The sequence below is a fragment of the Rhodopseudomonas palustris genome (assembly GCF_003591005.1).
Lineage (GTDB): Bacteria > Pseudomonadota > Alphaproteobacteria > Rhizobiales > Xanthobacteraceae > Rhodopseudomonas > Rhodopseudomonas palustris_K.
Genome location: NZ_QYYD01000011.1, coordinates 14,035 through 30,128 on the forward strand (window position 1 = coordinate 14,035; position 16,094 = coordinate 30,128).

Genomic DNA, 16,094 nt, shown 5'->3' on the forward strand with positions numbered 1-16,094 from the left:
GGCCTTTTTCTTGGACGCCAGCGTAGCAGCGCACACGGGGAGAGCCATTGGTTCCGCCGCGGCCGCGCCGATCGTTCAATTGCGTTATCAATCCGTTAAGTCTGATCAAGCGGATTGATCGAATTTAACGTGTTTGCAGAGCCGAGGCTGGTAATACTACGCGCATTCGAACAACTCGCCGACGAGCGAGGGGGGAGCGGCTCCTCAATTCGAGGCAAGCCGTTGCTCCGAAAGATTGCAGAGCATGCCGCATTCAATCGTCACGCGTCGCGACGTGATCCGCTACACCGCAGGCCGGGTGGCCATTGCCGGTGGTTTGACGGGTTTGGTGACGATGGCGTTCCTGGTCTCCGATCTCGGCACCAATGAAAGCGCGCTGGTGCCGGTCGGCACCGTGACGCACGCCTCGATGATCCTGGCGCTGTCGGTCTCGATCCTGCTGTCGGGGGTGATGAGCTATCGCTCGGCCAGACTGATGCAACAGCTCGCGCTCACGCGCGCCGAGCTGCTGCGGGTATCGCGGACCGACCCGCTCACCGGCCTGCTCAACCGCCGCGGCTTCGACGAAGCCGCCACCGCGCTGCTGGCGCAGGCCGCTGCGGCCGGGCAGCGCGTCGTGGGGTTGATGTGCGACATCGATCGCTTCAAGGCGATCAACGATCGTTACGGCCACGACGCCGGCGACCGCGTGCTGGCGCGGATCGGCGATATTCTCCGGGATTTCGGCGCGCGCAACGACGTGCTGATCGCCCGCCACGGCGGCGAGGAGTTCACCGGACTGATGATCGACGTCGGCGACGAGCAGGCGACGCGTGCGATGCAGACGCTGTGCCGGCTGTGTTCGACCAAGGTCAGCGGCGGCGGCGTCGATGTGCCGGTGACGATGAGCTTCGGGCTTGCAACTCACAACGCCGGCTGCGATCTGCCGTCGCTGATGCGGCGAGCCGATCAGGCGCTGTATCGCGCCAAGGATCTTGGCCGCAATTGCGTGGTGCAGATCAACGACCTCGAAGTCGCGATCGCCTGCTGATCGCGGTCCCGCGCTCAGGCGTGCGAAAAGCCCAGATAGCTCGCCACCACCTGCTCGTTCTCCGCGACCTCCGACGCCTTGCCGTCGAGCACGAACTCGCCGAGCTCCATGACGTAAGCGCGGTCGGCGATCGCCAGCGCCGCCTTGGCGTTCTGCTCGACCAGCAGCACCGAGACGCCGGCCTCGCGCAGTTCGCCGACGATGCGGAAGATATCGGCGACGATAATCGGGGCGAGGCCGAGGCTCGGCTCGTCGAGCATCAACAGTTTCGGCGCGCCCATTAGCGCCCGCCCCATCGCCAGCATCTGCTGCTCGCCGCCCGATAGTGTGCCGGCGAGCTGCTTGCGCCGTTCCTTGAGCCGCGGAAACAGCCCGTAGACGCGCTCCTGGGATTGCGCCGCGACCGACTTGGCGATGCGGAAGGCACCGAGTTCGAGATTGTCCTCCACCGTCATGGTGGCGAACAGCTCGCGATGCTCGGGCACCAGCGACAGACCGACGGCGACGCGGTCCTCGATGTCGAGGCGGGAGATGTCGACGCCGTCGAACATGACGCGGCCCTTGAGCGGGAAGATGCCCATGGTGGCGCTCAGCAGCGTGGTCTTGCCGGCGCCGTTGGCGCCGACCACGGTCACGATCTCGCGCGAGCGCACCTCGAGATTGACGGAGCGGACCGCCTCGACTTTGCCGTACGACACCGACACGTCGGAGATCTGCAGCAGCGCGCTCATGCCGACGCTCCGAGATAGGCCTTGATCACTTCGGGATTGGTCTTGATCGTCTCCGGCGTGCCCTCGGCGATCCGTGTGCCGAAATCCAGCACGACGATGCGGTCGGCCAGATCCATCACGAAGCCCATGTCGTGTTCGACCAGCAGCACCGACATGCCGCCGTCGCGCAGTTGCCGCAGCAGCGCGGCGAGGCGCTGCTTTTCCATATGGCGCAGGCCCGCCGCGGGCTCGTCCAGCAGCAGCAGCACCGGATCGGCGCACAGCGCACGCGCGATCTCGACGATGCGCTGTTGGCCAAGCGAGAGCGAGCCCGCGAGCTGATCGATCTCGGCGCCGAGCCCGACGCGCTCGATCTGCCGGGTCGCCTCGGCGAGGATCTTGGTTTCCTCGGCGCGGTCGAACCGCAGCATGCTGCTGATAGCGCCGGCGGTGCCGCGAAGATGCGCGCCGATCGCGACGTTCTCCAGTACGGTCATATCCGGCACCAGCTTGACGTGCTGGAAGGTGCGGGCGATGCCGAGTTGCACCACGTCCTGCGGCGGCGCGTTGTCGATCGGCTTGCCGTGCAGTTCGATGCGCCCGCCCGTAGTGGTGAGGATGCCGGTGATCAGGTTGAAGGTGGTCGACTTGCCGGCGCCGTTCGGGCCGATCAGCGCGACGATCTCGCGGGCGTGGACCTCGAACGACACGTCGTTGACCGCGACCACGCCGCCGAATTGTTTGCGCGCGCGTTCGACCTTGAGCAGCGTGCCGGTCTCGGCCAGCGTGCGTTCGCGCGGCGGCGGCGCGGCGCCCGGATCGATCCGCGCGCGGCGCGTCTTGATCGGAACGAGATTGCTCAGCCACGGCCAGACGCCGCCCGGCGCGAGCTGCAGCAGGATCACCAAGAGGATGCCGAACACGATGATCTCGAGCTGGCCCTGGCCGCCGAACAGCAGCGGCAGATAGCTCTGCAGAACTTCCTTCAGCACGATCACGATCGCCGCGCCGAGCACGCCGCCCCAGACATATCCGGCGCCGCCGACTACGGCGATGAACAGATATTCGATGCCGGCCTGCGGACCGAACGGCGTCGGGTTCACGTTGCGCTGGAAGTGCGCGTAGAGCCAGCCGGACAGGCCCGCCAGCACCGCGGCGTAGATGAAGACGAGCAGCTTCGCCCGCGCGGTGCGCACGCCGAACGCTTCGGCGGCGATGTGGCCGCGGCGCAGCGCGCGGATGGCTCGGCCGGTGCGGCTGTCGAGCAGGTTCATGGTGAGGAGGGCGCTGATCAGCACCATCGCCCAGATCACGAAATAGATCGACTGCGGCGACCACATCTCCAGCGAGCCGACCGACAGCGGCGGTATTCGCGAGATGCCGTCGTTGCGGCCGAGGAAGTCGAGCTTGCTGAACAGATAGAACAGCGCAATGCCCCAGGCGATAGTGCCGAGCGGCAGATAATGGCCGCTGAGCCGCACCGTCATCAGCCCCAGGATCACCGCGGCGCCGCCCGCGACCAGCAGCGACAGCGGCAGGGTCAGCCACGGCGACAGGCCGTACACCGTGGTCAGATAGGCGGTGGTGTAGGCGCCGAAGCCGCAGAACGCGGCTTGGCCGAACGAGGTGAGGCCGCCGACGCCGGTCAGCAGCACCAGGCCCATCGCCACCAGCGCGGCGAGGCCGATATTGTCGAGCAGCACGATCCAGAACGGCGGCATGCCGGGGATCAGCGGCAGCGCCGCCATCACGATGCCGAACACCAGAACAGGGAGCCAACGCGGCATCGCGCTCAATCCTTCTCTTCTTCGACCGCGGGAGCCGCGAGCGAGCGCAGCACCAGCACCGGCAGGATCAGCGTGAAGACGATGACCTCCTTGTAGTTCGAGGCGTAGAACGAGGAGAACGCCTCGACCACGCCGACCACGATCGCCGCCACCGCGGTGAGCGGATAACTGATCAGGCCGCCGATGATCGCGGCGACGAAGCCCTTGAGACCGATCAGGAAACCGGTGTCGTAATAGAGCGTAGTGATCGGCACGATCAGGATGCCGGAGATCGCGCCGATGACGGAGGCGAGCAGGAAGGCGAGCTGGCCCGACAACGAGGTGCGGATGCCGACCAGTCGGGCGCCGAGACGGTTGACCGCGGTGGCGCGCAGCGCCTTGCCGTAGCGGGTGTAGCCGAAGAACAGCCACAAACCGATCATCACCACGATGGTGATGGCGTAGACGGCGAGGCTCTGGCCGGTGAAGCGCAGCGGCCCGAGCGTCACCGCCGCATCCGACAGCGGCGGACCGCGCAGGCCTTCGGCGCCAAAGAACACCAGACCAAAGCCTTGCAGCGCCAGATGGGTGCCGACCGAGGCGATCAGCAGCACCAGTACGGATGTATGCGCCAGCGGCTGGAAGGCGATGCGATACAGAAACAGCCCGATCGCGGCGACGATCAGCAGCGACAGCGCGATGTTCACCGCGACGCCGGGCTTGGTGGCGGGCAGGGCCATCGTCAGCCCGAGCACGATCGCCGGAAACACCAGATAAATCAGCAAGGCGCGGACCACTTTGCCGGCCTGCAGCGACTTGCGGATGCCGAACATTTCGAACGCGAAGGCGACGACGCCCATCACCATCGCCAGATACGCCGTGCCGGGCGAGCCGCCGGTCGACAACGTCGCGTAGGTCAGTGCGCCGAAGGTGATGAATTCGCCCTGTGGGATCAGGATCACCCGCGTCACCGCGAAGACCAGCACCAGCGCCAACCCGAGCAGCGCGTAGATCGCGCCGTTGGTGATGCCGTCCTGCAGCAGAAATAGCAGAATCGTGGTGTTCAAGCGGACGCTCCCCTCCCGCGGAGTGCGGCCCCCGCCGCGACCCGCCGGCTGCCAGTTGAATTCTGCGCAGCCAATTTGATATGATGCATAACAATTATCGATTATAAGCTCAAGGCCCCGCGCGAGGGTCGCACAATCGATCAGCACCAGGGGCCGAGGCAATGACCGTTTCTAAACCTGCCGCCGGCAAGTCGATCTCAGACCGCAAACAGCATCCCGCCGGCGTCGTCCACGAGTCCGGCGAACTGGCGATGGGCGAGCTCGCCGGGCTGCTCGGCTACGCGCTGAAGCGGGCGCAGCTGCGCGTGTTCGAAGACTTCCTGCACTGCGTCGCGCCGGTGCAGCTGACCCCGGCGCAATTCTCGGTGCTGCTGCTGCTCGACGCCAATCCCGGCCGCAACCAGACCGAGATCGCCACCACGCTCGGCATCCTGCGACCGAACTTCGTGGCGATGCTCGACGCGCTGGAGGGGCGCGGCTTGTGCGTGCGCACCCGCTCGCCGAACGATCGCCGCTCGCACATCCTGATGCTGACCGACAAGGGCCGCGCGACGCTGGCCCGTGCCAAGAAGCTGGTCGAGACCCAGCACGAAGCGCGGTTGATCGAGCTGATCGGCGAGGACAACCGCACGGCGCTGCTGGCGATGCTGGCGAAGATCGCGCGCGAGTTCTGATTGCGCGATCGGATCATTTGATGTCGCGCTGTGCGGTTAGTTGGCCGCGTGACGGTTTCCCCGAGTTCCCGTTCATGTCCCGCTAACGCTGAATCCAGCCCCAGCGACCGGTTACCCTGACGTTAAAGCCTGAGTTAGCTGTGGGCGGTACGCAAGTGCCGTCGCTCAGCAGGTTTGGAATGTTCAGGGTTTGGAATTGTCTCGAAACGCAGCATGACTGGAGACTTGTTCTCGTTGCTGGCGTCGTCTGCTTTCTCACCAGCCTTGCGGCCGTCAACCTGTATCAGCGCGCGCGCGTCGGTGACGAGCGCGCCGGCACATTCTGGTTGCTGACTGCCGGCGCGGTCACAGGCGGCGGCATCTGGGCCACGCACTTCATCGCGATGCTGGCCTACACGCCGGGTGTGGAGGTCGATTACGATCTGAAGCTGACCGTGGCGTCGTTGATCCTCGCGACAGTGATGACGACGCTCGGCTTCGTGGCCGCCGCACATGGCGGCCGGCGGTGGAGCGTTGTGGCCGGCGGCGGTTTGATCGGCATCGGCATCGCAGCGATGCACTACACCGGCATGGCCTCGCTCAATCTGATGCTGGTCTGGAACAACAGCATCGTCGTCACCTCGATCCTGTTCGGCATCCTTCTGGCGATCGGCGCTGTCGCGCTGGCCCAGGGCGGTGACTCGAAGTGGAAGCTGACAGGCGCCGGCGTGCTGCTGACGCTGGCGATCACCTCGCACCATTTCATCGCCATGGGCGCGATCGAACTGCTGCCCGCCGTCCAGGTCGATCCGCTGTCGCCGCGGTTGTCGCCGCTGGCGCTGTGTTTCACGGTCGCGCTCGCCACCTGCGCGATCGTCGGCGCCGGTCTGTTCGCGGCACTGATCGATCGCAGCAGCCATCGGCGCGTCACCGAACGCAGCCTGCAGCTCGACGCCGCTCTCAACAACATGGGCCAGGGCCTGTGCATGTATGATGCGGACGGCAAGCTGCAGCTCTGCAACGCCCAGTATCTCGAGCTGTATCGCCTGACGGATGGAGACGTCGTTTACGGCCGCGACTACAGCTATCAGCTGCAGTTGAAGGCGGCCGCAGGCACGATGTTCGCCGATGTCGACACCCATCGCAGCAAGCTGGCCGCAGCGATCGCGGATCGCAAGGCGACGGACTGGATGGCATCGCTGACCGATGGCCGCGACATCCACATCACCTATCAGCCGATGCCGAATGGCGGCTGGGTGATCACCTACGAAGACTACACCGAGCGCATGCAGAGCCGCGCGCGGATCGAGTTTCTGGCGCATCACGATGCGCTGACGCAGCTGCCGAACCGCATCACCTTCGACAAGCAGCTCGCCGACTTGACCGCGCGCGCGAGCGCCGGCGAGACCAGCTTCGCGGCGATTTGCGTCGACCTCGATCACTTCAAGGAAATCAACGACGTCTACGGCCATGCCGCCGGTGATGAGTTCCTGCGCGAAGTGGCGCGGCGGCTGACCGAGGCGGGGACCGGCGCGTTCGTCGCCCGGATCGGCGGTGATGAGTTCGTGGTCCTGACCAAAGAGGGCACTCAGCCCGAAGATGCGGAGACGTTGTGCGAGCGCATTGTCGCCGCGTTTGCGCGCGACTTCCAGCTCAAGGGCGGAGCGATCCGCGCCAGCTGCTCGATGGGCGTGGCGATGTTTCCGGATAACGGTCGCACCGCTGAAGAATTGCTCGTCAACGCTGACGCGGCCCTGTACCGGGTCAAGGGCGACCAGCGCGGCTCGTTCCGGTTTTTCGAGACCTCGCTCGACAACAGCCTGCGCGAGAAGCGCACCTTGCATCGCGACCTGCTCGAGGCGGTCGAGAGGAAATCGTTCGAGCCGTACTTCCAACCGCAGGTCTCCGCGTCCGGCGAGATCATCGGCTTCGAGGTGCTCGGCCGCTGGCGGCATCCAACGCGCGGCCTGGTGCCTCCGGCGGTTTTCATTCCACTGGCCGAGGAGACCGGCCTGATCAGCGAGATCGATGAACAGATCCTGCGCGCCGCGTGCCGCGAGGCCGCCGGCTGGGACAAGCCGCTGTCGATCGCCGTCAATCTGTCGCCGATCGATTTCAAGCGTGGCGACGTCCCGTCGATGCTGCTGTCGATCCTGTTCGAGACCGGGCTGCAGCCCGACCGGCTGCACATCGAGATCACCGAAGGCGTGCTGATGCAGGACGACGGCCGCGCCATCGGCCAGCTCCGCCGCATCAAGGATCTCGGCGCGCATCTGGCGATGGACGATTTCGGTACCGGCTATTCGTCGCTGTCCTATCTGCAGTCGTTCCCGTTCGACAAGATCAAGATCGACCGCGGCTTCGTCGCGCAGCTGATGTCGAATCCGCAGTCGCGCGCCATCGTCAACGCCATCATAGGCCTCGGCCACAGCCTCGGCCTGTCGGTGATCGCCGAAGGCGTCGAGCAGGACGATCAGCTCGACTTTCTGATCCAGCAGGGCTGCGACGAGTTTCAGGGCTTCCTCACCGGGCGGCCTCAACCGGCCGATCAGTATCGCGCCTGGACCGGGGGCTCGATGATTGCGGCAGGGCGGGAAACGGCTGCCGGCGCGAAGTGATCGGCGTGATCTAGAACTGAGTGCCACAAGGCTGGCCGAAATTGCGTCCAGAGTTCAGGCTAATCCTCTCCACACGTCATGCCCGGGCTCGTCCCGGGCATCCACGCCTCGCGGAAGTAGTAACAAGAAAAGGGCGTAGATGGCCGGGACAAGCCTGGCCATGACGAAGGCATGGTGCGCACGACAGGCTTGAGCGGAAGCGGTGTCGAGACGCTTTGCCTTTAGGGTCTACGGCAGCACTTCTTTGCGCGTCGCCAGCAACGCATCGAGCGCTGCGCGCTTCTCGCCGAGCAGCCCGTTGTCGGCGGCTTCGATCACGCTGTACAGCTGCTCGGCTTCGCTGAGCCTTGGGACGGTGACGTAGTCGGCGCCGGCGGCGTACATCGCCTGGACGTCGGCGAGCAGATCCGCGGTTGCGACGATCTTGGCGGTCGGGTTAAGGCCGCGGACGTGGCGCACCAGGCGCTCGTTGGTTGCCCCCTTGAGCAGCGAGTCCGGAATGCTGAGGATGATGATCTCGGCGTTGCCGACGCCGGCGTGCAGCAGCGTGTCGACGTTGCTGATGTCGCCATAGACGACGTGCATGCCGCGCTCCGCGAGTGCGCGATACACATTGGGATTGAAGTCGATCACGGTGATCTGCTGCAGCAGATCCTTGTTGCGGCGCTCGATCTCGCTGACCAGCGCACTGGCGGCGCGAAAGAAGCCCAGGATGACGATGCGCCGCGCGGCGCCGTGGCCGCCGCCGTGCTCGGCGGCTTCGGCTTGCTGATCGAGGTCGCGCAGCCCGAGCCGCTTGAGCAAAGGTATTGCGCGCCGGGTAATCTGGTCGCTACGGACCATCACGAAGGTCGACAGCACCGCCAGCAGAACGAAGGCGAACGACGCCGCGCTCGACGTCTCGGTGCGCAGATGGCCTGCCGGGATGCCGGTCTGGATCACCACCAGCGAGAACTCGCTGATCTGCGCCAGGTTGAGCGCCGGCAGCAGACTGGCGCGCAATCCCTGGCGCATCAGATACAGCGGCACGAAGGTGGTCAGCACGCGGCTGACGACGGTGAACACCGCGATCGCCAGCGCCATCGAGATGATCGAGCCGTTCGGGATCGGAATGGTCATGCCGAGGCCGACGAAGAACAGCGTGATGAAGAAGTCGCGCAGCGTCGTCACCTTGGCGGTGACGTCGAGCGCGTAAGGGAAGGTCGACAGCGACACGCCGGCCACCAGCGAGCCCATCTCGCGCGACAGATGCAGGCGCTCGGCGATCTCGCCGATCAGGAAACACCACGCCAGCGCGCCGAGCAGCACCAGCTCTGGCGTGCGGGCGATGTGGTGAAACAGCCAGGGCAGCACATAGCGCGACAGCACCAGAGCGGTCGCGACCAGTGCTCCGACTCGGGCGATCGAGAGCACCAGCACGCCGATTTGCAGATCGGCCAGGCTGGGCTGCACGGCGAGAAACAGGATCGCGAAGATGTCCTGCAGCACCAGAATGCCGAGCGTGATGCGGCCGGGCAGGGTGTCGAGCTCACGCTTCTCGTACAGCACCTTGACGATGATCACGGTTGAGGACAGCGCGCAGGCGACCATCAGATACACGGCGTCGAACTGGCCGCCGCCGATCGCCAGCCCGATGGTGGCGAAGAAGGCAATGCCGAGCAGGCAGCCGCCGATCAGCTGCACGCCGGCGGCGACAAGGATCACGCTGCCGGCGCGGATGATCTTCTTCAGGTCGATCTCCAGCCCGATCATGAACAGCATGAAGATCAGGCCGAGCTCGGAAATCACCGCAATCGAGTCTTTCGACTGCACCAGACCGAGGCCGAATGGGCCGATCACGAAGCCGGCGACGAGATAAGCGAGGATCAGCGGCTGACGGAAAAAATGCGCCGAGAGGCCGAGCATCCAGGCGAACAGGATACACAGCGTGATGTCGCGGATCAGTTCGTGCATGCCCTCGGCCGCCGTTGGATGAGTTGTCGCACAATAAGGGTAATGCCATGCGACCGGAAGACATAACTCGGAGCGACAGCCGGACTGCCCAAATCGGCGGCGGCTCCCGATTTGCGCTAGCGATCGCCTGGTTGCTGCTCGCGGCGGTCCCGGCCGGCGCGCAGAGCGGGACGCAGCCGCCGAGCCTCAAGCAGAGCTTTGCGGCGTCGCTGACGGCATTGCCCGCCGAGCCGCTGCCGACCGCGGGACGGAGCCCTAACATTCACACCAGGATTACCCGGACATCGTTGACGTTGGTCAGCGTCGGGCCGGTCAGCAGCAGGTCGCCGGTCTGTTCGAAAAACGTGGTGGCGTCGTTAGCGGCGAGCGTCGCGGCGGGGTCGAGCTTCAGTTCGTCGATCTTGGCGAAGGTGCGGACATCGATCAGCGCGCCGGCCGGGTCGTCGGGGTTGCCGGCGCCGCCATCGGCGCCGTCGGTGTCGCCGGCGAGCGCGGCGATGTCCGGCAGATCCTTCAGATGCTGCGCCAACGCCAGCGCGTATTCCTGATTGGGCCCGCCGCGGCCATTGCCGCGCACCGTGACGGTGAGTTCGCCGCCGGACAAGATCGCCAGCTTCTTGCCCGCCGCCCGGGCTTCGCGCGCCAGCTTGGCATGGGCGGCGGCGACCTCGCGGGCTTCGCCTTCGAGATCGCCGAGATCGACCACCTCGTAGCCGGCATCGCGCGCGACCTTGATGGCGGCATCGAGTGATTGCCGCGGCGTCGCGATGATCTCGAAACGGGCGCGGGCGAACGCGCCATCGCCGGCCTTGACGCTCTCGTTGCGCGGATCGTTCAGCGCCGCGCCGACGGCGTCGTCGAGCTCGAGCTGATAGCGCGCGACGATCGCCCGCGCGGCGGCCAGCGTGGTCGGATCCGGCACGGTGGGTCCCGACGCAATCGCGGACGGCTCGTCGCGCGGCACATCGGAGATCGCCAGCGTGACGATCTCGGCGGCGGCCTGGCCGGCGCGGGCGAGGCGGCCACCCTTGATCCGCGACAGATGCTTGCGCACCGCATTGACCTCGCCGATCGGCGCGCCGGAGCGCAGCAGCGCGCGGGTCGTCTGCTGCTTCTGCGCCAGCGTGATGTCCTCGGCGGGCAGGATCCAGTTCGCCGAGCCGCCCCCAGATAGCAGCACGAGCAGCAGATCATCGGGCGTTGCAGTGGCGGCCAGCGCCAGGCTGGCTTCGGCGCCGCGCAGGCCTTCGGCGTCCGGCATCGGATGCCCGGCCTCGATCACTTCGATCACGCGGGTCGGCACGCGATGGCCGTGGCGCGTGGTGGCGATGCCGACGAGCTTCGTCGGATCGAGCCCGAGCGCGTCGAGATAATGCCGCTCGGCGGCAGCAGCCATTGCGGCCGCGCCTTTGCCTGCGGCCAGGCAGATGATCCGGCCTCGCGGCGCGGGGGGCAGATGGGCGGCGAGGATGCTGTCGGGATGGGCCGCCGCGACAGCGGCGTCGAAGATGGCGTGAAGCAGCGGACGATGGTCGGTCATGCCGCCGTTGTGGCAGGCGCCAGGCGAGGCGGCAAGAGCGGGAGGCACGGCACTGCGAGCCTCTCCCCTTGTGGGAGAGGGTGCCGTCGGGCAGCGACGGCGGGTGAGGGGGCGCGGCGCGGAACGACCTGTCTTTGCAGCACGAGCGCCTGCCGCGTGGCGCCCCCTCATCCGGCATGGACTTACGTCCGTGCCACCTTCTCCCACGAGGGGGGAAGGAAAGAGCGGCGGCATGCGCTCAACGAAAAGGCCCTCCGCGGGGATCGCGGAGGGCCTTTTGCCGGAGAGGTCGGGCAGCGAACTAGCCGCCGGTCGGCGCGGCGACTTCGCCTTCGATGACGTCGCCGAACAGCTTCCAGTTCTCGCCTTCAAACTTCATCATCTGCAGCTGCTCGATCGGCGCGAAGTCGGTGGCCGAGGTGTTCAGCGTCACGCCCGGCAGCAGGCCGCCGAGTTGCACGGCCTTGAGGCTCGCCGCCTGCTTCATGACGTTCTCGCGGGTGAGGTCGTCACCGCACTGCTTGATCAGCACCGCGACGGTTTCGGCGATGTTGTAGCCGGTCATGAACGAGCTATCGGCGCGGCTGGCGTCCGGCGCGTACTTCGCCATGAACTCGTAATACGCCTTCATGCCGGGATCCTCCGCCCACTGCTTGTCGGTGGCGTCCTTGGCGTAGGAGGCGGAGATGATGCCCTGCGCGTTCTCGAAGCCGGCCGGCTTCATCACGCTGCCGGTCGAGGCCGAGACGTTCGGCACGATCATCATTGGTTTCCACGCCAGCTCGGCGACCTTTTTGATGGTCTGCGCGGCGAATTTCGGCGTCGCGAAGATCACCAGCACGTCCGGATTGGCCGCCTTGATCTTGACGATATGCGAGTCGACGGTCGGCTCGGTCAGCTCGTAGCTGTCCTCGACCACGACCTGCGAGGCCTTGGCGCCGAGGCCGTCCTTGAGGCCCTTGAGATAGTCCTTGCCGAAATCGTCGCCCTGATACAGCACGGCGATCTTGGCGTCCGGCTTCTCCTTCATCAGGTACTTGGCGTAGATCCGGCCTTCGCTCTGGTAGCTCGGCAGCCAGCCCATCGTCCACGGAAACTTCTTCGGATCGTTCCACTTGGTGGCGCCCGACGCCAGGAAAAGATGCGGCACCTTCTTGGCATTGAGATACTTCTGGATCGCGGTGTTCGACGGCGTGCCGAGCGGCGAGAACATGAACAGCACTTCGTCGCTCTCAACCAGCTTGCGGGTCTGCTCGACCGCCTTCGGCGGTGAATAGGCGTCGTCGTAAGAGATGTAGACAATCTTGCGGCCGTTGATGCCGCCCTTGTCGTTGATCATCTTGAAATAGGCGTCCTGCGCGCGGCCGACGCTGCCATAGGCCGAGGCCGGGCCGGAATACGGCACGATGTTGCCGATCTTGACTTCGGTATCGCTGGCGCCGGGGCCGTATTTCTTCTGCGCCATGGCCTGGCCGCCAGCGGCGGACAGCACGGCGGCGGTCGCCAGGGTGGCGATCGTGCGGGAAAGAACGGACATCAAATTCCTCGCGATTGTTGTTGTTGGTCTTGCTGCAGGCGCTGCTCTGCAGTGCAGCAGTGGGCGCAGCGTTAGCCGGTTCGGCGGGGCGGCTCAACCCGTGGCCCGGCATGGCGGCGCGAATTTGGAAAAAACGAAAGTGCCAAGGCCTGTGCGCAATTGTCGCGGGAGACGGTGGCGGTGCTCGCATGGCGCGAGAAGGTTAGGCGGCGTGCGCCTTTTTCAGATGCGCGGCGACGAGTTTGAGGTCGTCGACGAAGCGTGCGTATTCGCGCTCCTTGGCGTCCGCATCGGGCAGCCGCAGCAGATACGACGGATGCACCGTCACCAGCACCTGCGGGCCGTCCTCGCGGTCGATCAGATGGCCGCGATTGGCGTTGATCGGCGTCACCTTGCCGAGCACGCTCTGCGCCGCGGTCGCGCCCATCGCCACCACCAGCAGCGGCTTGATGGTGGCGAGCTCGCGCTCGTACCATTGCCGGCAGGCCTTGATCTCCGGCGTGTTCGGCTTCTGGTGCAGGCGGATCTTGCCGCGCGGCACGAATTTGAAATGCTTCACCGCATTGGTGACGTAGGTTTTGTCGCGATCGACGCCGGCTTCGGCGAGTGCGCGGTCGAGCATCTGCCCGGCGGGGCCGACGAACGGCTTGCCGGCGAGGTCCTCCTTGTCGCCGGGCTGCTCGCCGACCAGCATGACAGTGGCATGCGACGGGCCTTCGCCGAACACGGTCTGGGTCGCTGGCTTCCACAGGTCGCAGTCGCGGCACTCGCGTGCCTGCTCGCGCAGCGCCTCGAGCGTATCACCGCTGTGCTTCGCCTTGGTCATCGGCTGCTCCTGTCGCTGCGGCTTCTTCGGCGCGGTGGCCTCGGCCGCAACCATCGCGTGGGTCTTGCGCTCGGCGTCCTCGATCAGCGGCTTGATCAGCGCTGCCTCGGGCAGATTGCGCCAATATTTCTTCGGCATCTCGGCCTGCATCGCCTTGGTCTTCAGCCGCGCCGGGTTGAAGATGCTGGCGTAGTAGGTGAGCCAGGTCTCCTCGAGCCGATCCTCCGACGGCGCCATCGATTTCGCCACGCCCGGCGTGAACGCCACCTTGTGGCCGTCCCAATGCGCGCACAGATCCGGCGTCAGGATCGACCACTCCATATCGGCGAAGCGGTGCGCGAAAAACGGTGCGGCGAGTTCGACGATGTGGTGCTCGGGTTCGAACCAGGCGACGTAGCGCGACTTCGGCTCGCGGCCGATCTCGCGGAAGCGGACGAAGGCGTGCATCTTGTGCTCGTCGCGCCGGATCGCCTTGGCCATCGCCTGCAGCCGCACGACGTCCGGATCGGTCGCGATGTGCATCAGTTCCGGATTGGCACGCAGCCGCCACAGCAGCTGATACAGATACGCAAAGCGCTGCGGATCGCGGTGCAGGATCGCGGTCTTGGCGAGCTCGACGAAGCGGGCGGGGACGTTGAAGGTCTGATTGGGAATAGGCGAGGCGGCGGACGGCAATGAAGGCTGCGTGGGCGAGGCCGGCTGTGCGAACGGCGCCTGAGCCTCGGCGAACGCCCCTGCGCCCGGCGCATCGAACAATTCCGGCTCGTCGCCCGCGACCGTCCAGGTGACATCCGCCGACGCCACATCCGCCAGCACCAACTCCCGCGCCGCCTTGCGCCAGCCATCGAAGTCGGTGTCGCTGTCGAGGCGAATGTGATGCATGGCGGTGATTAGTTCGTCTCCCTCTAAAATTAGTAAGCGACCACCTCTCAACCCGTCATGGCCGGGCTTGTCCCGGCCATCCACGCCTTCTCTTGCGGTTGCGCTTAAAGGCGTGGATGCCCGGCACAAGGCCGGGCATGACGAAGGTTGTTAGTGTAGCGCGGACCTCAAAACCCAAATCCCAATTGCTGCGCCTTCGGCTTGAAGCGCTCTGCCAGCCGCGCGCCGTCGAGCAAGTACGTCGGCGGGCGATGGTCGGGGAGAACGATGAAGGGGAGCGCCTTGTTCCTTGGGATGTGGAGTTTCGCCAGATCCGCCGCGCGGATCGCGCTGTGGCGCCGTGTATCGATGATGCGGTCGACCGCTTTGCGGCCGAAGCCCGGCACGCGCAGCAGGTCCTCGCGGCTGGCGCGGTTGACGTCGAGCGGGAAGCGGTCGCGGTGGCGCAGTGCCCAGGCCAGCTTCGGGTCCATTTCCAGCGACAGCATGCCGACCGAGGGATCGATGATCTCCTGCGCGCCGAAGCCGTAGAAGCGCATCAGCCAGTCGGCCTGATACAGCCGATGCTCGCGCACCAGCGGCGGCGCCTGTAGCGGCAAAGCGCGGCTGGAATCCGGGATCGGGCTGAACGCCGAGTAGTACACCCGCTTGAGATTGTACGAACCATACAGATTGGCGCTGGTGTCGAGGATGGTCTGATCGGTGGCGGCGTCGGCGCCGATGATCATCTGCGTGCTCTGTCCGGCCGGCGCAAAGCGCGGCGGCTTGGCGCGGCTCGGCTGCTTGCGCGCCTCGGCCTTGGCCTCGGTCGCCTCGTCCAGCCGCAGCCGCAGCCGGCCCATGGTGCGGCGGATGGCGCGGACGTCCTTCTCCGGCGCCAGCTTGGCCAGGCTGTTTTCCTCCGGCACCTCGATGTTGATGCTGAGCCGGTCGGCATAGCGGCCGGCCTTGGCGATTAGCGCCTCGTCGGCTTCGGGAATGGTCTTCAGATGGATATAGCCGCGGAAGTGATGCTCTTCCCGCAGCCGCCGTGCCACTTCGACGACCTGCTCCATGGTGTAGTCGGCGCTGCGGATAATGCCCGAGGACAGGAACAGCCCCTCGATGTAGTTGCGGCGATAGAAGTCGAGCGTCAGCTGCACCACCTCGTCAACGGTGAAGCGGGCGCGAGCGACGTTCGACGAGGCGCGGTTGACGCAATACAGGCAATCGTAGTTACAGGCATTGGTCATCAGCACCTTCAAGAGCGAGATGCAGCGGCCATCCGGCGCGTAGGAATGGCAGATGCCCATGCCGGGCGCGGTCGAGCCCACCCCCTTGCCGTCGCGGCTGTCGCGTTTCTCCGTCCCGCTGGAGGCGCAGGAGGCGTCGTACTTCGCCGCATCAGCCAGGATGGCCAGCTTACGCTGCACGTCCATAGGGGAATCTCCTTGATTCAACTGCCGAAAAAATTTTGCTCCGGAGACTCGGGCTGAACCCGATTGACTCTCTCCCAGGGCAGGGATTTATTAG

Annotated in this window: 11 protein-coding genes; 3 read left to right on the forward strand and 8 right to left on the reverse strand. The window is 65.8% G+C overall.

The window, feature by feature from the left end; all coding sequences use genetic code 11:
- The first annotated feature begins 244 nt into the window (after window positions 1–244).
- A complete protein-coding gene (locus D4Q52_RS12080) occupies window positions 245–1,030 on the forward strand; it encodes a GGDEF domain-containing protein (RefSeq protein ID WP_119856819.1) in 786 nt (261 codons plus the stop codon).
- Between the two features lie 14 nt (window positions 1,031–1,044).
- On the opposite strand, the gene D4Q52_RS12085 is transcribed toward D4Q52_RS12080, so the two are convergent.
- From D4Q52_RS12085 to D4Q52_RS12095, 3 genes are read right to left on the reverse strand one after another with little or no spacing between them, the layout of a single operon-like run.
- Window positions 1,045–1,761, reverse strand: a complete 717-nt coding sequence (locus D4Q52_RS12085; protein WP_119856820.1) for an ABC transporter ATP-binding protein — start codon at window positions 1,759–1,761, stop codon at window positions 1,045–1,047.
- The gene (locus D4Q52_RS12090) at window positions 1,758–3,527 is read right to left on the reverse strand and encodes an ABC transporter permease subunit (protein WP_119856821.1); all 1,770 of its coding nucleotides are present in this window, start codon (window positions 3,525–3,527) and stop codon (window positions 1,758–1,760) included. Before D4Q52_RS12090 ends, D4Q52_RS12085 begins: the two co-directional genes overlap by 4 nt.
- Window positions 3,528–3,532: 5 nt before the next feature.
- A complete protein-coding gene (locus tag D4Q52_RS12095; protein WP_182915296.1) occupies window positions 3,533–4,573 on the reverse strand; it encodes a branched-chain amino acid ABC transporter permease in 1,041 nt (346 codons plus the stop codon).
- 161 nt (window positions 4,574–4,734) lie between these two features.
- Between D4Q52_RS12095 and D4Q52_RS12100 the strand changes: the two genes are divergently transcribed.
- A complete protein-coding gene (locus D4Q52_RS12100) occupies window positions 4,735–5,247 on the forward strand; it encodes a MarR family winged helix-turn-helix transcriptional regulator (RefSeq protein WP_119856822.1) in 513 nt (170 codons plus the stop codon).
- Between the two features lie 179 nt (window positions 5,248–5,426).
- Window positions 5,427–7,844 carry a bifunctional diguanylate cyclase/phosphodiesterase gene (locus tag D4Q52_RS12105; protein WP_119856823.1) on the forward strand — a complete coding sequence of 806 codons (2,418 nt, stop codon included), beginning with the start codon at window positions 5,427–5,429 and terminating at the stop codon, window positions 7,842–7,844.
- 228 nt (window positions 7,845–8,072) lie between these two features.
- Here the strand turns inward: D4Q52_RS12105 and D4Q52_RS12110 are convergent, their stop codons facing one another.
- The 5 genes from D4Q52_RS12110 to D4Q52_RS12130 form a co-directional block, all read right to left on the reverse strand.
- Window positions 8,073–9,797 (reverse strand): cation:proton antiporter, encoded by a 1,725-nt coding sequence (locus tag D4Q52_RS12110; RefSeq protein ID WP_119856824.1) that lies wholly within the window; start codon window positions 9,795–9,797, stop codon window positions 8,073–8,075.
- Window positions 9,798–10,059: 262 nt separating this feature from the next.
- Window positions 10,060–11,337, reverse strand: coding sequence for a glycerate kinase type-2 family protein (locus tag D4Q52_RS12115; protein ID WP_119856825.1), 1,278 nt, complete (start codon window positions 11,335–11,337; stop codon window positions 10,060–10,062).
- A gap of 301 nt (window positions 11,338–11,638) precedes the next feature.
- Window positions 11,639–12,874, reverse strand: a complete 1,236-nt coding sequence (locus D4Q52_RS12120; protein ID WP_119856826.1) for an ABC transporter substrate-binding protein — start codon at window positions 12,872–12,874, stop codon at window positions 11,639–11,641.
- Window positions 12,875–13,076: 202 nt separating this feature from the next.
- Window positions 13,077–14,582 (reverse strand): UdgX family uracil-DNA binding protein, encoded by a 1,506-nt coding sequence (locus D4Q52_RS12125; RefSeq protein WP_119856827.1) that lies wholly within the window; start codon window positions 14,580–14,582, stop codon window positions 13,077–13,079.
- A 167-nt stretch (window positions 14,583–14,749) separates the two neighbouring features.
- Complete coding sequence (locus tag D4Q52_RS12130; protein WP_119856828.1) at window positions 14,750–16,000, reverse strand: putative DNA modification/repair radical SAM protein; 1,251 nt, start codon at window positions 15,998–16,000, stop codon at window positions 14,750–14,752.
- Window positions 16,001–16,094 lie beyond the last annotated feature (94 nt).

Bases quoted from the DNA above. Each gene is read 5' to 3' on its own strand.
- D4Q52_RS12080 (WP_119856819.1), top strand. From the start codon at position 245: ATGCCGCATTCAATCGTCACGCGTCGCGACGTGATCCGCTACACCGCA.
- D4Q52_RS12085 (WP_119856820.1), bottom strand. From the start codon at position 1,761: ATGAGCGCGCTGCTGCAGATCTCCGACGTGTCGGTGTCGTACGGCAAA.
- D4Q52_RS12090 (WP_119856821.1), bottom strand. From the start codon at position 3,527: ATGCCGCGTTGGCTCCCTGTTCTGGTGTTCGGCATCGTGATGGCGGCG.
- D4Q52_RS12100 (WP_119856822.1), top strand. From the start codon at position 4,735: ATGACCGTTTCTAAACCTGCCGCCGGCAAGTCGATCTCAGACCGCAAA.
- D4Q52_RS12105 (WP_119856823.1), top strand. From the start codon at position 5,427: ATGTTCAGGGTTTGGAATTGTCTCGAAACGCAGCATGACTGGAGACTT.
- D4Q52_RS12110 (WP_119856824.1), bottom strand. From the start codon at position 9,797: ATGCACGAACTGATCCGCGACATCACGCTGTGTATCCTGTTCGCCTGG.
- D4Q52_RS12115 (WP_119856825.1), bottom strand. From the start codon at position 11,337: ATGACCGACCATCGTCCGCTGCTTCACGCCATCTTCGACGCCGCTGTC.
- D4Q52_RS12120 (WP_119856826.1), bottom strand. From the start codon at position 12,874: ATGTCCGTTCTTTCCCGCACGATCGCCACCCTGGCGACCGCCGCCGTG.
- D4Q52_RS12125 (WP_119856827.1), bottom strand. From the start codon at position 14,582: ATGCATCACATTCGCCTCGACAGCGACACCGACTTCGATGGCTGGCGC.
- D4Q52_RS12130 (WP_119856828.1), bottom strand. From the start codon at position 16,000: ATGGACGTGCAGCGTAAGCTGGCCATCCTGGCTGATGCGGCGAAGTAC.